The following is an 18,268-nucleotide window of genomic DNA, read 5'->3' as shown; positions in this document are numbered from 1 at the left end:
GGCTTTATATATGAAGGTGCAATTCATGCGGCAAGATTTGCTGGAGAAAAGATTTAAGATGCATGCGCCTTATGCCACGATGCCGGACCGCAGCCGCGGGCGGCAGGTGACCGAGGAGGAAAGCTCCTTCCGATCGCCCTATCAGCGCGACCGCGACCGGATCATCCACGCCAGTGCGTTCCGCAGGTTGAAACATAAGACCCAGGTGTTTGTCGAACATGAGGGCGACAATTACCGCACCCGCCTTACTCATTCGATTGAAGTGGGGCAGGTGGGCCGGACAATTGCCGGCGCCTTGGGGCTGAACCAAGAGCTGACCGAGGCGGTGGCGTTGGCGCATGACTTAGGCCACACGCCGTTCGGCCACACCGGCGAGGATGCGCTGCACGGGCTGATGGCACCCTATGGCGGGTTTGATCATAATGCCCAGGCGATCCGCATTGTGACCTGTCTGGAGCGCCATTACGCCGAATTCGACGGGTTGAACCTCACCTGGGAAACCCTTGAAGCGATTGCGAAACACAACGGTCCGGTGGTGGGGGAGCTGCCCTGGGCACTGGCGGAATGCAATGCGGCGGTGGATCTGGAACTGCACACCCACGCAAGTGCCGAGGCGCAGGTAGCGGCGCTGGCGGATGACATTGCCTACAACAACCACGATCTGCACGATGCGCTGCGGGCCGGGCTGTTCGGCGACGATGATCTGGCACGGCTGCCGCTGCTGGACAAGGCGTATGGCGCGGTGGACCGGCTGTATCCGGGACTGGACCCGAACCGCCGCCGGCACGAGGCACTGCGGCGTTTCTTCGGGGTCATGGTCGGTGATGTGATCGGCACTGCCCGGATGCTGCTGGCGGAGTCTGCTGTGCAGAGTGTCGAGGAGGTGCGGGCGCTGGATTATCCGCTGGTGCAGTTCTCGCCGGAAATTTGGGCGGGGCTGAAAGACATCCGCGCCTTCCTGTTCACCCGCATGTACCGCGCCCCTTCGGTGATGGAGAAACGCGCCAAGGTCGCCAAGGTGGTGGAGGCGCTGTTTCCCTACTTTCTGGACAATCCGCAGGACATGCCGGAGCGCTGGCACGCCGATATCGGGGCTGCACAAGGACGCACCGCGCTGGCGCGGATTGTGTCGGATTACATTGCCGGCATGACCGACCGTTTCGCCCTGCAGCAGCATGAGCGGCTGATCGGGGTGAAGGTTGAGGTCTGAGGGCTTCGCCTTGTGTTCCTTGGGGCCTGTTTTGTTTGCTGCGGTCTTTTCCTGCGGGCAGTGAAACGGGCAGGGTAGAGATGGCAGTGCCGCCACGACAGGTGGAGGGAAGGGCCGGAACGCCGGCGCGCCACGTGTCCGGTCAAAAGCTTCATCAGTCAGACGCCTCTGCACCTTTTGCGGAGGTGGTCTTGGGGTTCTGGTCTGCTGTGCGCAAGGGGTGCCAGACCCGCGCCATGTACTGCAGCGGGAGTGACTTTCGCATAGTCATGTTAAGGCGGCGCAAGCCGGGCGTGCGGTGCGGATGGTCGCTGCGCAACGGGTGAGTGCGGCTTGTTTTTTAGAATGTGTTCACGTAATGTTCCTATCAAGTGGATGATAGGAAGGATTGCTGGAATGATTGAGGGAAGCTGTTGCTGCGGCGCGGTGAAGTTTGAGCTGCTGGCGCAGCCGTCGCTGATGGGCACCTGCCATTGCTCGCGCTGCCGCAAGGCGGGGGCCAGCACCATTGTGTTTGTGAAGAAGGAAGACCTGCGCTGGATTGCCGGCAAGGAGGAAGTGACGCTGTATCAGCCTGCGCCACCCTATAAATACGGCCGTTGTTTCTGCCGGATCTGCGGCAGCTCGCTGGGCGAGATCCTGTCGCAGGACGCCAGTTTTCCGATCGCCGCAAATGCACTGGACGGGGCGCTGGAGGTGGCGAACAGTTTCCACGAGTTCGTGGGCGAGAAGCCGGGCTGGTATGCGATTTGCGACGGTGCGAAGCAGTCGGAGGGGCATCCGGCGTAGGTCCGGCCTGTGCCCGGCCTCCGCCTCGGGACGGCACATTCGCAACGGCCCGTGGCCGGGCGCGGACCTGCTGTTGTGTGTTCGGGGTGCGGAATGCTCTTAGTCAGGTTCCCGAATTGGCCGTAAGCCGTGCTATGATCTGGCCCTATGATGCCGCGGGGCGTTGGCGTTATCCGCGAAAGGAGCAGCAAGGGGGAAAGCCATGGCACGCTGGACCGTCACATTCACGGACAAGCCCGAAATGGACCGGGTGCGCGGCGACAAAAAGCGACGCGAGGCGCATATCGCCTTTGTGCGGTCCAGGTCCGGGCTGCAAATCGGCGGCGCGCTGGCGATGCGGCCGATGCAGGATTTCCCAGGCGCGATCTGGAATGTGGAGGCGGAGACCCGTCAGGATGTGGAACGGCTGATCCTGCAGGATCCTTATTACGTGGCCTCTTTGCGCACCTACAAGATCACCGAATGGGGCACGGCCTCGGCCATTCAGGGAATGCTGTCATGACCGCTCCCCGGGAAACCCGCAAGACCGCGCCGGCGCTGACCCGCTGGGCGGTGATGTTCCGTGATGCGCTGGCAATGATGGATGTGCGCGCCAGCCAATCCCGGCGCGATGCTCATGTGGCTTATGTCCGGGATCACCCGGAGCTGCGGATCGGCGGCGGGCTGAAGCCGGACACCGATGGCGATTTCTGCGGTGCGCTGTGGATCGTCGAGGCCGAGGACCGTGTTGAGGTGGAGCATCTGATCCATGGTGATCCGTTTTATGTGCCTGCTTTCCGGTCCTATGAGATCTTCACCTGGGGCAAGATCCTGGAAGACCAGACCGCCACCCTGTGAGGCCGGCGCAGCGGATGGCGGCGCAATTTTCTTGAGTAAGAAAATTGGCCGGAAAATTGAATTTTCCGGTGCGGTGCGCTTACCGGTACCTGCAGCCCCTGCAATCCTGTTGACCCTGCCTTTGGCCCCCGGTATCCGCACTGTTGAACATATGGGACGCCAGATATGAACCTCTTTACCGATATCCGCTCGCTTGTGATTGACAGTCTGACCGCGATGACCGCGGACGGCGCGCTGCCCGAGGGGCTTGATTTTGCCAATGTCGCGGTGGAGCCGCCGCGCGATGCCGCCCATGGCGACATGGCAACCAATGCGGCGATGGTTCTGGCCAAGCCCGCCAGGATGAAGCCGCGCGACATCGCCGAGGCGCTGGCCGCCAGGCTGGCCGCGGATGTGCGGGTGACGTCGGCCGAGGTCGCAGGCCCCGGCTTTTTGAACCTGCGCCTTGCGCCCGGCATCTGGCAGAACGTTCTGAAATCGGTCCTGGACGCAGGCACGGATTTCGGCCGCTCTGGTCTGGGCGCGGGCAAGCGGGTGAACGTGGAATATGTCTCGGCCAACCCGACCGGCCCGCTGCACGTCGGCCATACCCGCGGCGCGGTGTTCGGCGATGCGCTGGCCTCGCTTTTGGCTTATGCCGGCTATGACGTCACCCGCGAATACTACATCAACGACGGCGGCGGCCAGGTCGATGTGCTGGCGCGGTCTGTCTACCTGCGCTACCTGGAAGCGCACGGGCAGGAAGTGGCCTTTGCCGACGGCACCTATCCGGGTGATTACCTGAAGCCGGTGGGGCAGGCGCTGAAGGACAAGGTGGGTGATGCTTATGTCGGCAAGGGCGAGGACGTCTGGCTGGCGGACGTGCGGGAGTTCTCCACCGAGGCGATGATGGTGCTGATCCGCGAGGATCTGGCCCAGCTTGGCATCGAAATGGATGTGTTCTATTCGGAAAAATCCCTCTATGGCACCGGCAAGATCGAGGCGGCGCTGGAGGCTCTGCAATCCAAGGGGCTGATCTATCAAGGCGTGCTGGAGCCGCCCAAGGGCAAAAAGCCCGATGATTGGGAACCGCGCGAGCAGACCCTGTTCAAATCCACCGACCATGGCGACGACGTTGACCGGGCGGTGAAGAAATCCGATGGCGCCTGGACCTATTTCGCACCGGACATTGCTTATCACTATGACAAGGTCGAGCGCGGCTTTGACGAGCTGATCGACATTTTCGGCGCTGACCACGGCGGCTATGTCAAACGGATGAAGGCGGCCGTGTCGGCGCTGTCGGATGGCCGGGTGCCGCTGGATATCAAGCTGTGCCAGCTGGTGAAGCTGTTCAAGGACGGTCAGGAATTCAAGATGTCCAAGCGGGCAGGGACCTTTGTCACCCTGCGCGATGTGGTGGATGCGGTGGGTGCGGATGTAACCCGCTTCATGCTGCTGACCCGTAAGAACGACCAGGGCTTCGACTTCGACCTCGATAAGGCGCTGGAGCAGTCCAAGGACAACCCGGTGTTCTATGTGCAATATGCCAACGCGCGGATCTGCTCGACCCTGCGCAAGGCGGCGGAACAGAATATTGCGGCCGATGATGCCACGCTGAACGCTGCGGATCTGAGCCTGATCGCCGACCCGGCGCAGCTGGCAGTGGTCAAGAAGCTGGCCGAATGGCCGCGCCAGGTGGAAATCGCCGCCCGCAGCAATGAGCCGCACCGGGTGGCCTTCTATCTCTATGACCTCGCGTCTGAGTTGCACGGGCTGTACCATCTGGGCAAATCGAACGAAGGTTTACGATTTGTTAAGGAGAGCAGCCAATCGGCAACACATGCGAATTTGGCGCTGGCCCGGGCCGTTTCCGTTGTCATTTCCGCAGGTCTTGGTATTCTTGGCGTGAAACCGGCAGAAGAGATGCGATAACCAATGGGGCGCCAGCCCCTGCGGGCATAAGTCGCGCAGTCCGCCGGACTGAGGCAGTTCAAGAGACCCAGCGGCAGCGCAGCCCATGCGCCGCCAAACCGGGCAGTGAGGCGGAAAATGGCGTATTTTGCGCAGGCGGGCCAAGGCCGCGCCTATGCACAAGGCAGCGGTCACGAACAGGACGCTGCCTCGGAAAACACATACACACAGCAATATTCCGGCCAGCAGTATTCCGGCCAGAACTCCGGGGGGCAGCACTATTCCGGGCCAGGAGCCGAGCCGAATTACGGCTATGAAGACTCCGCCTATGGATATCAGCCCGAAGGGCAGGGCCATGGCCCCAGGACTATGCCGTTTTTGCTGCTCCTGCCGGGCTGCGGGCGCGATTCTCGAAATCGCTGAGCATTCTGGGGCAGTTGCGTCGATTGCGCTGGTCGCCGGGGTGGGCTTTTGGGGCTACAAGCTGGTGATGCGGGATGTCAGCGGCGTACCAGTGGTGCGCGCCGCCGAAGGACCGATGCGCGAACAGCCTGTGCTGCCGGGCGGCTCTCAGGCGGATCACCAGGGGCTGGCTGTCAACGCGGTTGCTGCCAGCGGCAGCGCTGAAGCCCCTGCCGACCGGCTGACCCTGGCGCCTGCCGCCATTGAGCTGACCGAAGATGACAAACCGCTGCCCGAGCTGGCCGCCGAGGCCGCGCCGGCGGCTGAACTGCCTGCGGCCCCGGTTGAACCCAGCGTTCCCGCAGTGCCCGGCGTCAGCGAGGAGGCCGTGGCCTCGTTCCAGAACGGCGATATCGACGCGCTGGTTGCCGAATTGGCGCGTGAGGCCGAACCGCTTTCCGCCGCTGTGCCGGCATCGGCGCAGGCCCCTGCCATCGTGCAGCCGGAACCGCTGCAGCCGGCGCTTGCCGCCGCAGTCCCGTCGCCTGCAATTCTGAATGCGCCGGGTGTCAAGGTCTCGCTGCGGCCATCGGCCCGGCCCGCACGGTTCAGCCCGGCTCCGGCCGCAGCCGCACCGGCAGCACGTGCCGGGACCGTTGATGTGGATCCGGCAACTCTTGCGGCAGGCACACGGCTGGCGCAGCTTGGCGCCTATGAAAGCCCGGAGGTGGCGCGCGCTGAATGGGACCGCATCCATGCCCGTTTCGCGGACTATCTTGAGGGCAAGCAGCGGGTGATTCAGCGCGCCGAAAGCGGCGGGCGCACGTTCTACCGGCTGCGGGCGATGGGCTTTGCCGGCCTGTCGGACGCCCGCCGGTTCTGCTCGGCGCTGGTGGCTGGCAATGCCGATTGCATTCCGGTAACCACACGGTAACGCAGCGCCCGGCCCGCCCCAAGGCCGGGCGCTTTGCACCCACCCCGGGCCGGGCGCTGCCCTCCCGCTTTTCAGGGGCGATAGGGATCTTATGACCTACGGAGCCACCATCCTTGACGCCGAGGGCCTGCGGCTGACTGCCGATGAAAAGGCGTTCTTCCGCGATGCCGATCCGTTTGGATTCATCCTGTTTGCCCGCAATCTGGAAGATGTCGAACAGATCCAGGCGCTGTGCGGTGACTTCCGCGAGGCGGTCGGCCGCAATGCCCCGATCACCATCGACCAGGAGGGCGGCCGGGTGCAGCGGCTGCGCAAACCGCTGGCACGAAATTGGCTGCCGCCGCTGGAGCATGTGCAGCTGGCGGGCGAGGACGCCGTGCGGGCAATGTACCTGCGTTATAGGTTGATTGCCCATGAACTGTATACGCTGGGCATCGATAGCAACTGTGCGCCGATTGCCGATGTCGCCTGCATGGAAACCCATGAATTTCTGAAGAACCGCTGCTATGGCACCAGCGCCGCAACGGTTGTCCGGATTGCCCGTGCCGTGGCCACCGCGCATCTTGATGGCGGCGTGCTGCCGGTGCTGAAGCATATCCCCGGCCATGGCCGCGCTGCTGCTGACAGCCATCTGGACCTGCCGCATGTGGCGAACCACCCTGACGTGCTGGAGCAAAGCGACTTTGCCGCGTTCCAGGCACTGAACGACCTGCCGCTGGGGATGACCGCGCATCTGGTCTATGACGCCTATGACGACCGCCCCGCCACAACGTCACCGGTGATGATGCGTCTGATCCGCGAACGCATCGGGTTTGACGGGCTGGTTATGACCGACGACATCTCGATGAAGGCTCTGCAGGGCTCGCTGGCGGACAATGCCCGCGCCTCGATCGCGGCAGGCTGCGATGTTGTGCTTTTGTGCAATGCCTCGCTGGAGGAACGGATCGCGGTGGCTGAGGCTGCAGGGGCGATGACAGCGGTGGCGCAGACCCGCGCAGAACGCGCTTTGGCGGCCCGCCGCCCGCCTGCTGCCCTTGACATTCTGAGCGCTGAAAGAGAACTTGCCGCCCTCATGGGCGGGCAGGTTTATGGCTGAGCAGACACTTTTTTCAGACACGGACACGACGGTAGAGGAGCGGCTGGCAGCCGAGGCCCTGATCGTGGATGTGGACGGGTTCGAAGGCCCGCTTGACCTGCTTTTGACCCTGTCGCGCACCCAGAAAGTGGACCTGCGCAAGATCTCGGTGCTGGAGCTGGCCAAGCAGTACCTGACCTTTGTCAACAAGGCCAAGGAGCTGCGGATCGAGCTGGCCGCGGATTACCTGGTGATGGCGGCCTGGCTGGCATTCCTGAAATCCCGCCTGCTGCTGCCACCCGACCCGGCGGAAGACGGCCCCTCGGGCGAGGAACTGGCGGCACACCTGGCGTTCCAGCTGGAACGCCTGCAGGCGATGCGCGATGCTTCGGCCCGGCTGCTGGCCCGCGACCGGCTGGGGCGCGACTTCTTTGCCCGTGGCGAAGAAGAGAGCGTCGCCCGGATCAAGACCGTTACCTATACTGCCAACCTCCTGGATCTGATGCAGGCCTATGCGCGGATCCGCACCAAGGAGGATTTCCGCCCCTTTGTGATGGACCGGGAGTCGGTCTTTACGATGGAAGAAGCGCTGGAGCGGATGCGCCAGCTGCTGGGTTTTACCGGCGGCTGGACCGATCTGATCAGCTATCTGCCGGACGGCTGGCACAGCGATCCGGTCAAGCGCCGCTCGGCCACTGCCTCCACCTTTGCTGCGTCTTTGCAGCTGGTGAAGGAAGGCAGGCTTGAGCTGCGTCAGAGTGAGATATTTGCGCCGATCCAGCTGCGCAGCCTGAACGAGGATACCTGATGGAAGACCAGCTTATGGACAGCCACGGCGCTCCCGTCCGCGAAGAGAGCGACACGCTGTTTGATGCGCCGCCGATGGCGGAGCAGGAGCGGATGGTCGAGGCGGTGCTGTTTGCCAGCCCTGAGCCTGTCACCCTGCGCGATCTGGAAGGCCGCATGCCGCATGGCTGCAACCCGCGCGAGGCGGTGGAGCATCTGCGCAAACGCTATGAGGGGCGCGGCGTGCGGGTGGTGCGTCTGGGCGATGCCTGGGCGATCCGCACAGCACCCGATCTGGGCTTTCTGATGCAGAAGGAAACCACCGAGCTGCGCAAGCTGAGCCGCGCCGCGATTGAGACATTGGCGATTGTCGCCTATCACCAGCCGGTCACCCGCACCGAGATCGAAGAGATCCGCGGCGTGTCGGTGTCGCGCGGTACCATTGACCAGCTGATGGAAATGGACTGGATCCGCCTGGGCCGCCGCCGGATGACGCCGGGCCGCCCGGTGACCTTTGTGGTGACGCCGGTCTTTTTGGATCACTTCGGCCTGGAAAGTGCCCGCGACCTGCCGGGATTGAAAGAGCTGCGCGCCGCGGGCCTGCTGGAGAACCGGCCGCCGCCGGGGGCCTTTGCGATGGGCCAGGGGGGCGACGACGACGAGGAACCGGAAGAACAGGCGGAACTGTTCGAAGAGTGACGCCTGAGGGCGCGGTTTACGCAATCGTGTCTGCCGGTGTCTTGTCCCGGTGGTGTTTAGCGGTGTTCTGCGCCCCGGAATTGTCTTAATTTGCCTTTAAGATCGCGGGCAGTCAGGAAGCGGGGCCAAGGCCATGACATTGAATTCGATCATCAACATGGTGCTGCGGCGGCTGGTCAGCCGCGCAGTCAATGCGGGCGTTAATGCCGGCATCAGCGCGGTAGCCAAACGCGGCAAGGGTCAGCCGCGCAGCGCACCGCCCGCGCAGCAGGCGGGCAGTTCGCGCATTCCGCCGGTCAAGCCGGGGCGCCGCCAGGGCTGACCCGCTTGCGTCTCAGGCCCATGGCCTCAAGCGCAGCGCAGGCTGACAGCAGGGCGGAGACGGCTAAGCAGCCCGCCAGTCCCCAGCCGGCATAGGCCGCAGCGCCGCAAAAGGGGGCTGCGAAGACGCACAGGTAGGTCACGGTGCTGAACAGCCCCATGATGGCGCCGCGCTGCTGCGGGTCCAGCTGTGTCACCCGCGCCACCACCAGGTTCAGCGCCAGGTGCTGGCAGATCCCCCACAGCACTGCGAGACCCAGCAGCAGCATGTATTGGTCCGCCCGGACCATCATCAGCAAATAGCTGGCAGTGACGCCCAGAAACACCGGCGGCGTCGCCCGCCCCAGGCCCAGCCGGTCCAGCAGCGGATCCAGCAGCACCGCCAGGCCAAAGCCGATGCCGTAGAACAGCGGCAGCAGGCCCGCCTGGGTGGTGCTGTGCCCCAATGCTTGGGTGATATGGGCACCAGTGAAGAAATAGCTGCTGTAAAAGCCCAGCATCAGCAGCGCAGTGGCCAGCAACCCGCGCATGATGCCCGGCACCCGCAGCGCAGTCAGCGGCGAGGTTGCCTGGCCGCTGGGGCTGCCTGCCCCGCGCAAGGCGCGCGCCGCGCCCCACAGCACAAGCGCCACGCCAGACAGGGCGCCATAGACCGCCCGCCAGCCTGCCAGATCGGTGGCCCAGGCGCTGACGCTGACGCCCAGCACCATCGACACCGTCCAACCCGCCAGCACATAGCCCAGCACCTGCGCCTCGCGTCCTTTGGGGGCAATCACCATCGCCAGCGTATAGATCGAGGGCAGGGCGGCGCCCGCTGCCAGCCCGCACACCGCCTGCGCCGCCATCAGCCACCAGACATCCGGTGCAGCGGCACTGGCTGCCAGTCCAGCGGCCAGCAGCATGAGGGCTGCGCGCAGCAGCCGCCCGGCGCCGATGCGGTCTGCCAATGGCGCCAGCAGCAGCGCCGCCCCAGCAACCCCGAGGCCATAGGCGCTGGCGGCCCGCATCACCTCTGTTGTGGAGGCGTCCAGGGTTTCACTGACAGCCGTCACCACCGGCGACAGCAGCAGGGAGTTTGCACCAATCACGCCAATTGCGCTCATCAGGATCAGAATCGGGGTTCGCATGGGATTACCTTGAAAATGTTCAGGTAACTTTGCTATGTGCAGAATGACGTTCTGTGAAGGGCAGCTGGATATGGCAACGGAAATAACAGATGGGGTTCGGAAGAATGCAGGGCCGACCCGGGTTCTGGATGCTTTGGACCGAAGAATATTAGGCGCGCTGAGCCTGGACGCGACGTTGTCTTATGCTGCCATCGGCCAGGAGGTCGGTCTGTCGGCGCCCGCGGTGCATGAGCGGGTCAAGCGGCTGCGTGCCTCTGGTGCCATCGAGTCGACCGTTGCGCGGCTGGACGGCGCTGCAGTGGGCAAGCCGCTGCTGGCCTTTATCCATGTGGACACCGAGGGCTGGGGCGTGACCACGGATCTTTTGGCGCTGCAAGAGATGCCGGAGCTGGAGGAGGTGCACAGCTCTGCCGGGGATACCAACCTGATTCTCAAGGTGCGGGTTGCCTCCCCCAAAGCGCTGGAGGGGCTGCTGGCGCGGATTTACGAGGTCGGCTGTGTGCGTGCCACCCGCACCTATACGGTGCTGTCGACGCATCTGGACCGGCCGGTGCAGGCGGGCACGACGAAGGAACTGGCGAACGGCGGGCCAGTGAAGTGAACGCCCGGCTTTTGGGCCGGGTGCTGCCCTATTTGCTATCAGGCAGGCGTCTTGAAGTGCTTTGACAGCTTCAGCCCTTGGCCTTGATAATTCGATGCAATCCCGGCGCCGTAAAGCTGCTCGGGCACCTCTGCCATCTTCTCATAGACCAGACGCCCGACCACCTGACCGTGCTCCAGCACAAAGGGCGCCTCGTGGCAGCGCACCTCCAGCACCCCGCGCGAACCGGTGCCGCCGGCCGCGTCATGGCCAAAGCCAGGGTCGAAGAAGCCTGCATAATGCACCCGGAATTCACCGACCATGGCCAGATAGGGCGCCATCTCGGCGGCAAAGGCGGGCGGGATATGCACTGCCTCGCGGCTGACCAGAATGTAAAAGGCACCGGGGTCCAGAATGATGCGTCCGTCCTTTGTGCGCACTTCCTCCCAGTATTCCTGCGGGTCGTATTCGCCGATCCGGTCCAGGTCGATGACGCCGGTATGCGGCTTGGCGCGGTAGCCGACCAGATCACTGCCGGGCAGTTTCAGATCAACTGAAAAGCCCAGGCCGTCCTCGATCACCGCGTCACCGTCAACCAGCGGCGAGCCTGCGTGCAGCATTTTCAGCTCAGCATCGCTGAGGACCGCCTGGCCGGTGCGGAACCGGATCTGATTGAGCCGCATGCCGGGCCGCACCAGCACCGAAAAGGACCGGGGGCAGATCTCGGCATAAAGCGGGCCGGTGTAGCCGGGTTTGATGCGGTCGAATTCCTCGCCGCCATCGGTGATGGTGCGGGTCAGAAGATCCAGCCGCCCGGTGGAGCTTTTGGCATTGGCCACCGCAGAGACATCCTTTGGCAGCGCCAGGCTTTCCATCAAGGGCACCACATAGACGCAGCCTTTTTCCAGCACTGCGCCGCCTTCCAGGCTGATCCGGTGCATCTCGAACTCGGTCAGGCGGTCGGAAACGCTGCGGCTCTGGCCGGTCAGAAACGAGGCGCGCACCCGGTAAGCCACGTTACCCAGGCGCAGGTCGAGGCTGGCGGGCTGCACCTGGCCTTCGACCAGCGGGGTGCTGACGGCGATTTCGCCGTGATCCAGCATCTTTTCAATGGTTTGGCTGGGCAATACGCCTGTCATGTCCTGTCCCCCTCGGTGCCGGCTTTGCGGCGATGCTGGCCGAATTGGCCGCGCTGCGCAATCGGCAAAGCCCTGCGCTGGATACGAAAACGCCCGGGTGCGTGAACACCCGGGCGTTTTTCATATGGTCGGGCTAGCAGGACTCGAACCTGCGACCTTCCGTCCCCCAGACGGACGCGCTACCAGGCTGCGCCATAGCCCGTTGAGGAGCCTTCTAACCGTTTTGGCGGCAGGGGCAAGAGGGGGCGGCAATATTTTTCGCGCCGCCGCAAAGAAAGTCAGCAGAGGAAAGCGGGAGCAAAGCAGGCCAGCTGCGGCAGCCGCTTCCTGGGGCCAGCGACGGGCTGGACTCCGGTTCAGTGGCTGCTTGCAGTAAGGCCCCGCAGTTCCTCCGCGCAGGCGGCAATTTCACCCAATACATGCGGCGGCAAGCTGCGGATGGCGGCGAGATGCGCCAGAACACCCGGCTGCGGCACCGGCGGCCGGGCTGGCGGCTGGGCTGGAGGCTGGACTGGCGCGCCGGGCGCCGTGGTTTCCGTTGCAGCCTCTTGCGGTGCCGGCGTTTCCGTTTCAGCCGGGCCGTCCTGGGGCGCTTCGGCTGCAGGGTCGAAGCCGGAGGAGAATTCCAGTGCATCCACTTGCCGGGCGGCCTCGTCCAGATCATGCGGCGGGAAAGACATCGCGGGATCCGCTTCTGAAGCAGGCGCAGAGGCTGCCTCGGGCGGGGCTAAGCCGAAGTCCAGCGGCTCTTCCGGCTGCAGGCCTGCGGCGGCCACCAGCGTGTCCCCGGCCGGCTCCGGATCCGCTGGCGGTGCGTCCGCTGCAAAAGCTGCTGGTTCTTCTGCGGGCACCGGTGTCTGGCTGGAAACGGGCTCATCCGCCGGGACCGGTTGTTCTTCCGGCGCGGGCCCGGCCGCCGATTCGGACCCGGTTTCGGGCGCTTGTTCTGCAACCGGCTCTGCGGCTTGTTCCGGTTCCGCTGCTGCGGCTGGTTTGTCCAGCGGTGCGGCGGAGGGATCAGAGGCAGGCTCTGCTATTGGCGCTGGCGCGGTGTCCGATTCTTCCGTGACTGCGGGCTGTTCCGGAACGGGTTCCGGATTCGCAGCCGCATCGGTTTCCCAAACAAATTCTTGCGGCTCTTCGATTGCCGCTTCGGGGGCAGACCCGGCACTGCGGCTGGGATATCCGTGGCGGCGGGCTGCGCCTCCTCGGTCTTTGGCGCTGCGGTGCCCGGATCAAGTGCCGCGGCGTCGCTTGCAGGCGGTGCCGCCTCCGGCTCTGCAGTCGGCTGCTCCAGAGGCAGGTCCGGGGCCTTGGTTGCCGGTTGGTCCCCGGCAGATCCGGAGGCAGCTGGGAGGTCTGCGGGATCCGCACCGGCTTGCGGCGGCTCCGCTGCGGCAGGATCTTCTGCAAGGCTGTCCATCACAGGCGCGGCCGGCTCCGCTTTGGCGTCAGGGGTGGAAATCTCAACCGCTGCAGCAGGCGCGGGGTCTTCCATCGCCGGCGTGGCGGCGGGGCGGTCCTGTACAAGAGCTTCCGGTGCCGGTGCCGGGGCGGCGGGCTGATCGACTGAGGGCCCTGCGCTGTACGCATCGGCTGAAACATCCTTAGCGGCCTCAGCGGCGGGCAGATCCAGCGATGCAGCAGAGTCAGGCGCATCAGTATCGGGCAAAGCGGCAGGGGCTTCGGGCTCCGGGGCGCTGGTAAGGGGCAGGTCTGCGGGGGCTTCAGCCACAGGGAGGGCGCCGGGGCCGGGCTTTGGCTGTTCTGAGCCGGCCTCTGCACCGTTGTCAGCGGCGGGCGGCTCCGGGTTCGTCTGATTTTGCGGCTCGGAGGCGGAACCGGGGCCGGATTCGGGTCCAGTTTCGGGGGCAGATGCCGGGCTGCTGTCCGGCAGCGCGCCGGTTTCAGCTGTGGCTCCATCAGCTGCCGCCGTGGGGGGAAGCCGACCACATTGCTGCCTGGATCTTGATCCTGCGCGGCTGCGTCAAGGCTCAGCTCCAGCGAGCTTTGCCAATCATCGCCAAGCTTATCGGCCGGCGGCACGGCTTCGGGGCGCTCTGCGGCTGAGCCGTCAAGCGAATGGGAAAAGCCGGACACATGCGCCGCGCCATGCTCGCGCAGCAGCGCCTGCACCTCCTTGATCGGCAGCCCGTCGTCATGCAGCAGTTTCTTGATGCCGCCCAGAAGCAGCATATCCGCAGGCCGGTAATAGCGCCGCCCGCCGGCCCGCTTTACAGGTTTGAGCTGGGTGAACTTGCTCTCCCAGAAGCGCAGGACATGGGCCTGCACGCCCAGCCATTCCGCAACTTCGCTAATGGTGCGGAACGCGTCCGGTGATTTCGACATGGCCTATTGGTCCCGTTATTTACGGTTGCCGTCTGCCACGCGGTCTTTCATCAGGTGGGAGGGCCGGAAGGTCAGCACGCGGCGCGGCTGAATCGGCACTTCTTCGCCGGTTTTCGGGTTGCGCCCGACCCTGGCTGATTTGTCCCGCACGCTGAATGTGCCGAACGAGGAAATCTTCACCTGTTCACCGCGCACCAGGGCATCCGACATGTATTGCAGCATGCTTTCCACCAGCTGCGCGCTTTCATTGCGCGACAGGCCGACTTCCCGGAAAACTGCTTCACTCAAATCCATTCGTGTAAGTGTTTTTTCGCCCATACCATTCCCCGTTGTTTGCCAAAGCATAGGGCGCGGGGAATTTCCCTGTCAATATCAATGAATTGCGCGGGGTGTTTCGGGCGGAAATTAAGACTGCAGGGTTACCAGCGCACCACAACGGCACCCCAGGCGAGGCCGCCGCCGATGGCTTCGGTCACAATCAGATCGCCTTCTTTGATCTGGCCGCGCTCTTTGCCGACGGACAGGGCCAGCGGAATGGAGGCGGCAGAGGTGTTGCCGTGATCCTGCACGGTTACCACCACGTTGTCCATGCTGAGGCCCATTTTCTTGGCGGTGCCCTGGATGATGCGGATATTGGCCTGATGCGGCACGATCCAATCCACATCCGCGGCCGCCAGCCCGGCCTTGTCCAGCGCGGTGTTCGCGGTAGAGGCGAGTTTCTCCACCGCGTGTCGGAACACCTGGTTGCCCTGCATCCGCAGATGGCCGGTCGACTGGGTGGAGACGCCGCCGTCCACATACAAGAGATCCTTATAGCGCCCGTCCGAGTTGAGGTCGGTCGACAGGATGCCGCGGTCCCTGTTGGTGCCGGGCTGCTCCTGGCCTTCCAGCAGCAGCGCGCCGGCGCCGTCGCCGAACAGCACGCAGGTGCCGCGGTCGGTCCAGTCCATGATCCGGCTGAAGGTCTCGGCGCCGATCACCAGCACCCGTTCTGCCTGGCCCGAGGCGATCAGCGCGTTGGCATTGCTGAGGGCATAGACAAAGCCGGCGCAGACCGCCTGCACGTCAAAGGCAAAGCCTTTTGTCATGCCCAGCTTGGACTGCACCATGGTGGCGGCGGAAGGAAAGGTGAGGTCGGCGGTGGAGGTTGCTACGATGATGGCGTCCACATCTTCGGCCGTCAGCCCGGCATCGGCCAAAGCGCGTTCCGCTGCCTTGGCGGCCATATCCGATGTGGTCTCACCCTCGGCGGCGAAATGGCGGCGTTCGATGCCAGACCGGCTGCGGATCCATTCGTCCGTGGTATCCAGCGTGGCTTCGAATTCCGCGTTTTCAACCACCCGTTCGGGGAGATAGTGTCCTGTGCCAACAACTACCGCGCGTCGCGTCATTCGATTGCCTGCCTATTTTAATCTTTTTCGGTGGCCGCCCGCGTCTCGCGGGGGCAGTATCATCTTGGGTATGCGCACCGGCAGATGCAACCCGTGCCGCCAGCTTTTCGGCGAATCCATGCTCTGCCAGCCGGAACGCCAGCTTGACCGCAGCGGAAACCCCCATGGCATCGGCGCCGCCGTGGGATTTGACCACAGTGCCATTGAGCCCCAGGAAAACGCCGCCGTTGACCCGGCGCGGATCCATCCGTTTGGACAGTCTTTTCAAAGAGGTCATCGCCAGAAGGGCGGCAATCTTGGACAAAAACGAAAATTCAAAGGCTTCCCGCAAGGCGGTGCGCATTACCCGCGCGGTGCCTTCGCCGGTCTTGATCGCCACATTGCCGGTAAAGCCGTCGGTGACGATCACATCTGCGGTATCACCGGGAATATCGCTGCCTTCGACAAAGCCGGTGAATTCATAATTGGACTGTGCGGCGTTCTCCGCAATCAGCGCGTGGGCCTCTTTCAGCACGGCGCTGCCCTTGTGCTCTTCGGTGCCCACGTTCAGCAAGCCGACCCGCGGGCAGGCAATGTCCATGGAATTGCGCACGTATGAGGTGCCCATCAGCGCGTATTGCAGCAGATCCTCGGCATCCGCCTTCACGTCGGCGCCGACATCCAGCATCACGTTGAAGCCCTGCGGGTTCAGCGACGGCCACAGGATGGCAATGGCAGGCCGGTTAACCCCCGGCAGCTTGCGCAGGCGCAGCATCGACAGCGCCATCAGCGCGCCGGTGTTGCCGCAGGATACAGCGCCGCCCGCTTCGCCGTTCTTGACCGCATCCAGGGCCGACCACATCGAGGTGCCCTTGCCGTTGCGCATCACCTGAGAGGGTTTGTCCTCCATGGTGACAACGTCGCGGACGTCGCGAATCTCAACCCGGCCTTCAAGGATGCGTTTTTTGGCGACCAGCGGTTTCAGCTGTTCGGCGGGGCCGTGCAGGATGAACCCGATATCGGGATTCTTATCCGCCGACATGGCAATGCCGGCCACCACAACAGCGGGGCCGGCGTCTCCGCCCATGGCGTCAACAGAAATGGTGATGCGGCCGGCTTTTGCCTGATTTTGATCGGGTTTACCCGTCATGCGAAAGCCTGCCTGGCATCAAATCCTGTCCGTGGCTTATGCCGCGTCTTCGTCGATCTCGATCTCGTCAGCCGCTGCGACGATTTCTTTGTCGTCGTAATGGCCGCAGGAGGGGCATACGTGGTGCGGGCGCTTCAGCTCGCCGCAGTTGCCGCATTCGTTCGGGTTTGCAGCAACCAGTGCATCGTGCGCGCGGCGGTTGTTGCGGCGCGATTTGGATACTTTATTCTGTTGGACGGCCATGTCTCAACCTTTGTCTTTTGGGCCTTGGGGCCATCCCCGCGGCGCGATTGCGTTCTGTTCGATCAGTCTGACGTGCGTTTAGGCGCCTGCCCAAGCATTGTCCAACCAAAAATTCCGATGAGCGCGCGAAAATACTGCGAATCTCCGGCGGCGCAAGGTGTTTTTTAGGGCAGCTTTGCCGCCGGTTCCAGATGCAATTTCCGCAAGCGCGGAAATTCCGGCTTAATCCTCATCTTTCAGCAGCCCGCGCAGCGCGCCAAGACCGGCAAAGGGGCGGGCATCCTCGTCGCGCATCGGCGCCGTGCCGGGCTTGGTATAGACCGCTTCGCCCAGCTCAGCGCCGTCTTTGCGCGGGTAGACGGGGATATGCAGCGCCAGCGCCTCGGCCATCACGGCGCCCGGATCAATATGGCTGCCAAGCGCCTCGGTGCTGTCATCCTCGGGCATTTCCGCCTCGGCTTCGTCCGGAATCTCCATACGGGACAGGTAGGTGAGGCGGATGTTCTCCTCAATCCGCGTGGTCACCGGCTGCAGTGTCACCACACAGTCCTGCACCACAGTGGCGCCCAAGGATCCGGTCAGCTGCCAGTCGCGTTTGCCGCGCGCCTTGATCTCGCCTTTAAAGCGGGTTTTGCGCAGGGCGGTCACGCCCAGCTCGGCTGCCAATGCGGCCAGATCTGCTTTATCCGGGACAATTTCAAAGGCGGTCGGGGTGTTTTGCGGCAGATCCGCCACCCGCAGTGCGGTGCTGTCAGACATAATCGGGGACTTTCGTTTCTTGAACCGGAAGCGGTCATTAGGTAATCGGGTTCAAAGACGTATTCAAGCCGCGCATTGCGGCATAAGGCCGGGGGGCAGTCATGGTTGCTAAGGCATTTCACTTTAAGTCCGTTATGCGCGGGGCGGTTTTTGCCGCGGCGGGGCTGGCATTGGCGGCCTGTTCGTCGGTTTACCGCAAGCACGGGTATGTGCCCACGCCGGACCAGCTGGCCGAAGTGGTGCCGGGGATCGATACCCGGGATTCGGTGGCCGAAAGCGTCGGCATCCCGTCCTCGACCGGGGTGCTGAACGACAGCGGTTATTATTACGTCGCGACCCGGTTCCGCCACTATGGCGCCGCAGCCCCGAAACCGGTGGCGCGCGATCTGGTCGCGATCAGCTTTGACACCGCCGGAGTGGTGCAGGGGATTGAGCGGTTCAGCCTGGAAGACGGCAAAGTGGTGCCGCTGGAACGCCGGGTGACCAGTTCCAGCGTGCAGGACAACACGTTCCTGCGCCAGCTGCTGGGCAGCCTGGGCAATTTCGGTCCCGATCAGTTCCTGCAGGACCAGTAAGGCTGGGGGCTGCCGGTCCAGCGGGCTTCACCG

At 63.9% G+C, this 18,268-nt stretch carries 21 protein-coding genes and 1 tRNA gene; 12 read left to right on the top strand and 10 right to left on the bottom strand.

Annotated features, from left to right (window positions below):
- Positions 1-58 precede the first annotated feature (58 nt).
- The 10 genes from ETW23_RS11725 to ETW23_RS11680 all read left to right on the top strand — a co-directional run bounded on the left by ETW23_RS11725 (position 59) and on the right by ETW23_RS11680 (position 8,944).
- Positions 59-1,210: a deoxyguanosinetriphosphate triphosphohydrolase gene (locus tag ETW23_RS11725; protein WP_247676816.1), complete on the top strand. Its 1,152-nt coding sequence runs from the start codon at positions 59-61 to the stop codon at positions 1,208-1,210.
- Positions 1,211-1,606: 396 nt separating this feature from the next.
- Positions 1,607-1,999, top strand: a complete 393-nt coding sequence (locus ETW23_RS11720) for a GFA family protein (protein WP_129371219.1) — start codon at positions 1,607-1,609, stop codon at positions 1,997-1,999.
- 202 nt (positions 2,000-2,201) lie between these two features.
- The gene (locus tag ETW23_RS11715) at positions 2,202-2,501 is read left to right on the top strand and encodes a YciI family protein (RefSeq protein WP_129371218.1); all 300 of its coding nucleotides are present in this window, start codon (positions 2,202-2,204) and stop codon (positions 2,499-2,501) included.
- Positions 2,498-2,836: a YciI family protein gene (locus tag ETW23_RS11710; RefSeq protein ID WP_134830088.1), complete on the top strand. Its 339-nt coding sequence runs from the start codon at positions 2,498-2,500 to the stop codon at positions 2,834-2,836. The genes ETW23_RS11715 and ETW23_RS11710 overlap by 4 nt, the downstream gene beginning before the upstream one ends.
- A 165-nt stretch (positions 2,837-3,001) precedes the next feature.
- Positions 3,002-4,747 carry an arginine--tRNA ligase gene (gene argS / locus ETW23_RS11705; protein ID WP_129371216.1) on the top strand — a complete coding sequence of 582 codons (1,746 nt, stop codon included), beginning with the start codon at positions 3,002-3,004 and terminating at the stop codon, positions 4,745-4,747.
- Between the two features lie 334 nt (positions 4,748-5,081).
- Entirely contained in the window at positions 5,082-6,062 is a 981-nt protein-coding gene (locus tag ETW23_RS11700) for an SPOR domain-containing protein (RefSeq protein WP_254695010.1), read from the top strand.
- 91 nt (positions 6,063-6,153) lie between these two features.
- A complete protein-coding gene (gene nagZ, locus ETW23_RS11695) occupies positions 6,154-7,158 on the top strand; it encodes a beta-N-acetylhexosaminidase (protein ID WP_134830087.1) in 1,005 nt (334 codons plus the stop codon).
- Positions 7,151-7,945 carry a ScpA family protein gene (locus tag ETW23_RS11690; RefSeq protein WP_129371213.1) on the top strand — a complete coding sequence of 265 codons (795 nt, stop codon included), beginning with the start codon at positions 7,151-7,153 and terminating at the stop codon, positions 7,943-7,945. Before nagZ ends, ETW23_RS11690 begins: the two co-directional genes overlap by 8 nt.
- Positions 7,945-8,622 (top strand): SMC-Scp complex subunit ScpB, encoded by a 678-nt coding sequence (scpB, locus tag ETW23_RS11685; RefSeq protein WP_205877247.1) that lies wholly within the window; start codon positions 7,945-7,947, stop codon positions 8,620-8,622. Before ETW23_RS11690 ends, scpB begins: the two co-directional genes overlap by 1 nt.
- Positions 8,623-8,755: 133 nt before the next feature.
- On the top strand, positions 8,756-8,944 hold the full coding sequence (locus ETW23_RS11680) for a hypothetical protein (RefSeq protein WP_129371212.1): 189 nt from the start codon (positions 8,756-8,758) through the stop codon (positions 8,942-8,944).
- Here ETW23_RS11680 and ETW23_RS11675 read toward each other — a convergent pair.
- Positions 8,919-10,070 (bottom strand): MFS transporter, encoded by a 1,152-nt coding sequence (locus ETW23_RS11675; protein WP_134830086.1) that lies wholly within the window; start codon positions 10,068-10,070, stop codon positions 8,919-8,921. The genes ETW23_RS11680 and ETW23_RS11675 overlap by 26 nt on opposite strands.
- Before the next feature lie 70 nt (positions 10,071-10,140).
- Between ETW23_RS11675 and ETW23_RS11670 the strand changes: the two genes are divergently transcribed.
- Complete coding sequence (locus ETW23_RS11670) at positions 10,141-10,671, top strand: Lrp/AsnC family transcriptional regulator (RefSeq protein ID WP_134830085.1); 531 nt, start codon at positions 10,141-10,143, stop codon at positions 10,669-10,671.
- 38 nt (positions 10,672-10,709) lie between these two features.
- Here the strand turns inward: ETW23_RS11670 and ETW23_RS11665 are convergent, their stop codons facing one another.
- From ETW23_RS11665 to ETW23_RS11625, 9 genes are all read right to left on the bottom strand, one after another.
- A complete protein-coding gene (locus ETW23_RS11665; RefSeq protein WP_134830084.1) occupies positions 10,710-11,789 on the bottom strand; it encodes a 2'-deoxycytidine 5'-triphosphate deaminase in 1,080 nt (359 codons plus the stop codon).
- A 125-nt stretch (positions 11,790-11,914) separates the two neighbouring features.
- A tRNA-Pro gene (locus ETW23_RS11660) sits at positions 11,915-11,991 on the bottom strand.
- Positions 11,992-12,145: 154 nt separating this feature from the next.
- Positions 12,146-12,640, bottom strand: a complete 495-nt coding sequence (locus tag ETW23_RS11655; RefSeq protein WP_134830083.1) for a hypothetical protein — start codon at positions 12,638-12,640, stop codon at positions 12,146-12,148.
- Positions 12,641-13,211: 571 nt separating this feature from the next.
- Positions 13,212-14,138, bottom strand: a complete 927-nt coding sequence (locus ETW23_RS25935) for a MerR family transcriptional regulator (RefSeq protein ID WP_254695009.1) — start codon at positions 14,136-14,138, stop codon at positions 13,212-13,214.
- A 15-nt stretch (positions 14,139-14,153) separates the two neighbouring features.
- A complete protein-coding gene (gene ihfA, locus ETW23_RS11645) occupies positions 14,154-14,456 on the bottom strand; it encodes an integration host factor subunit alpha (protein WP_024090431.1) in 303 nt (100 codons plus the stop codon).
- A gap of 101 nt (positions 14,457-14,557) precedes the next feature.
- Positions 14,558-15,529 (bottom strand): beta-ketoacyl-ACP synthase III, encoded by a 972-nt coding sequence (locus ETW23_RS11640; RefSeq protein ID WP_129371209.1) that lies wholly within the window; start codon positions 15,527-15,529, stop codon positions 14,558-14,560.
- Positions 15,471-16,658, bottom strand: coding sequence for a phosphate acyltransferase PlsX (gene plsX, locus ETW23_RS11635; protein WP_134830082.1), 1,188 nt, complete (start codon positions 16,656-16,658; stop codon positions 15,471-15,473). Before plsX ends, ETW23_RS11640 begins: the two co-directional genes overlap by 59 nt.
- Positions 16,659-16,694: 36 nt before the next feature.
- Positions 16,695-16,901, bottom strand: a complete 207-nt coding sequence (gene rpmF / locus ETW23_RS11630; protein ID WP_008558107.1) for a 50S ribosomal protein L32 — start codon at positions 16,899-16,901, stop codon at positions 16,695-16,697.
- 222 nt (positions 16,902-17,123) lie between these two features.
- On the bottom strand, positions 17,124-17,660 hold the full coding sequence (locus ETW23_RS11625) for a DUF177 domain-containing protein (RefSeq protein ID WP_134830081.1): 537 nt from the start codon (positions 17,658-17,660) through the stop codon (positions 17,124-17,126).
- A 101-nt stretch (positions 17,661-17,761) separates the two neighbouring features.
- Here ETW23_RS11625 and ETW23_RS11620 point away from each other — a divergent pair, with 101 nt between their 5' ends.
- Positions 17,762-18,235, top strand: coding sequence for an outer membrane protein assembly factor BamE (locus tag ETW23_RS11620; protein ID WP_129371206.1), 474 nt, complete (start codon positions 17,762-17,764; stop codon positions 18,233-18,235).
- Positions 18,236-18,268: the final 33 nt, after the last annotated feature.

It is taken from the genome of Leisingera sp. NJS201, from assembly GCF_004535885.1.
In the GTDB taxonomy this organism is placed as follows: Bacteria; Pseudomonadota; Alphaproteobacteria; order Rhodobacterales; family Rhodobacteraceae; genus Leisingera.
The sequence above is the reverse complement of the archived record's forward strand: the minus strand, read 5'-3'. Positions and strand labels throughout refer to the sequence as shown.

Excerpts from the sequence above, each read along its gene's own strand:
- ihfA (WP_024090431.1), bottom strand. The coding sequence starts at position 14,456 with ATGGGCGAAAAAACACTTACACGAATGGATTTGAGTGAAGCAGTTTTC.
- rpmF (WP_008558107.1), bottom strand. The coding sequence starts at position 16,901 with ATGGCCGTCCAACAGAATAAAGTATCCAAATCGCGCCGCAACAACCGC.
- ETW23_RS11665 (WP_134830084.1), bottom strand. The coding sequence starts at position 11,789 with ATGACAGGCGTATTGCCCAGCCAAACCATTGAAAAGATGCTGGATCAC.
- ETW23_RS11670 (WP_134830085.1), top strand. The coding sequence starts at position 10,141 with ATGGCAACGGAAATAACAGATGGGGTTCGGAAGAATGCAGGGCCGACC.
- ETW23_RS11625 (WP_134830081.1), bottom strand. The coding sequence starts at position 17,660 with ATGTCTGACAGCACCGCACTGCGGGTGGCGGATCTGCCGCAAAACACC.
- argS (WP_129371216.1), top strand. The coding sequence starts at position 3,002 with ATGAACCTCTTTACCGATATCCGCTCGCTTGTGATTGACAGTCTGACC.
- ETW23_RS11715 (WP_129371218.1), top strand. The coding sequence starts at position 2,202 with ATGGCACGCTGGACCGTCACATTCACGGACAAGCCCGAAATGGACCGG.
- ETW23_RS11720 (WP_129371219.1), top strand. The coding sequence starts at position 1,607 with ATGATTGAGGGAAGCTGTTGCTGCGGCGCGGTGAAGTTTGAGCTGCTG.
- plsX (WP_134830082.1), bottom strand. The coding sequence starts at position 16,658 with ATGACGGGTAAACCCGATCAAAATCAGGCAAAAGCCGGCCGCATCACC.
- scpB (WP_205877247.1), top strand. The coding sequence starts at position 7,945 with ATGGAAGACCAGCTTATGGACAGCCACGGCGCTCCCGTCCGCGAAGAG.
- ETW23_RS11675 (WP_134830086.1), bottom strand. The coding sequence starts at position 10,070 with ATGCGAACCCCGATTCTGATCCTGATGAGCGCAATTGGCGTGATTGGT.
- ETW23_RS11710 (WP_134830088.1), top strand. The coding sequence starts at position 2,498 with ATGACCGCTCCCCGGGAAACCCGCAAGACCGCGCCGGCGCTGACCCGC.
- ETW23_RS11680 (WP_129371212.1), top strand. The coding sequence starts at position 8,756 with ATGACATTGAATTCGATCATCAACATGGTGCTGCGGCGGCTGGTCAGC.
- ETW23_RS11725 (WP_247676816.1), top strand. The coding sequence starts at position 59 with ATGCATGCGCCTTATGCCACGATGCCGGACCGCAGCCGCGGGCGGCAG.
- ETW23_RS11690 (WP_129371213.1), top strand. The coding sequence starts at position 7,151 with ATGGCTGAGCAGACACTTTTTTCAGACACGGACACGACGGTAGAGGAG.
- ETW23_RS11640 (WP_129371209.1), bottom strand. The coding sequence starts at position 15,529 with ATGACGCGACGCGCGGTAGTTGTTGGCACAGGACACTATCTCCCCGAA.
- ETW23_RS11620 (WP_129371206.1), top strand. The coding sequence starts at position 17,762 with ATGGTTGCTAAGGCATTTCACTTTAAGTCCGTTATGCGCGGGGCGGTT.
- ETW23_RS11700 (WP_254695010.1), top strand. The coding sequence starts at position 5,082 with ATGGCCCCAGGACTATGCCGTTTTTGCTGCTCCTGCCGGGCTGCGGGC.
- ETW23_RS25935 (WP_254695009.1), bottom strand. The coding sequence starts at position 14,138 with ATGTCGAAATCACCGGACGCGTTCCGCACCATTAGCGAAGTTGCGGAA.
- nagZ (WP_134830087.1), top strand. The coding sequence starts at position 6,154 with ATGACCTACGGAGCCACCATCCTTGACGCCGAGGGCCTGCGGCTGACT.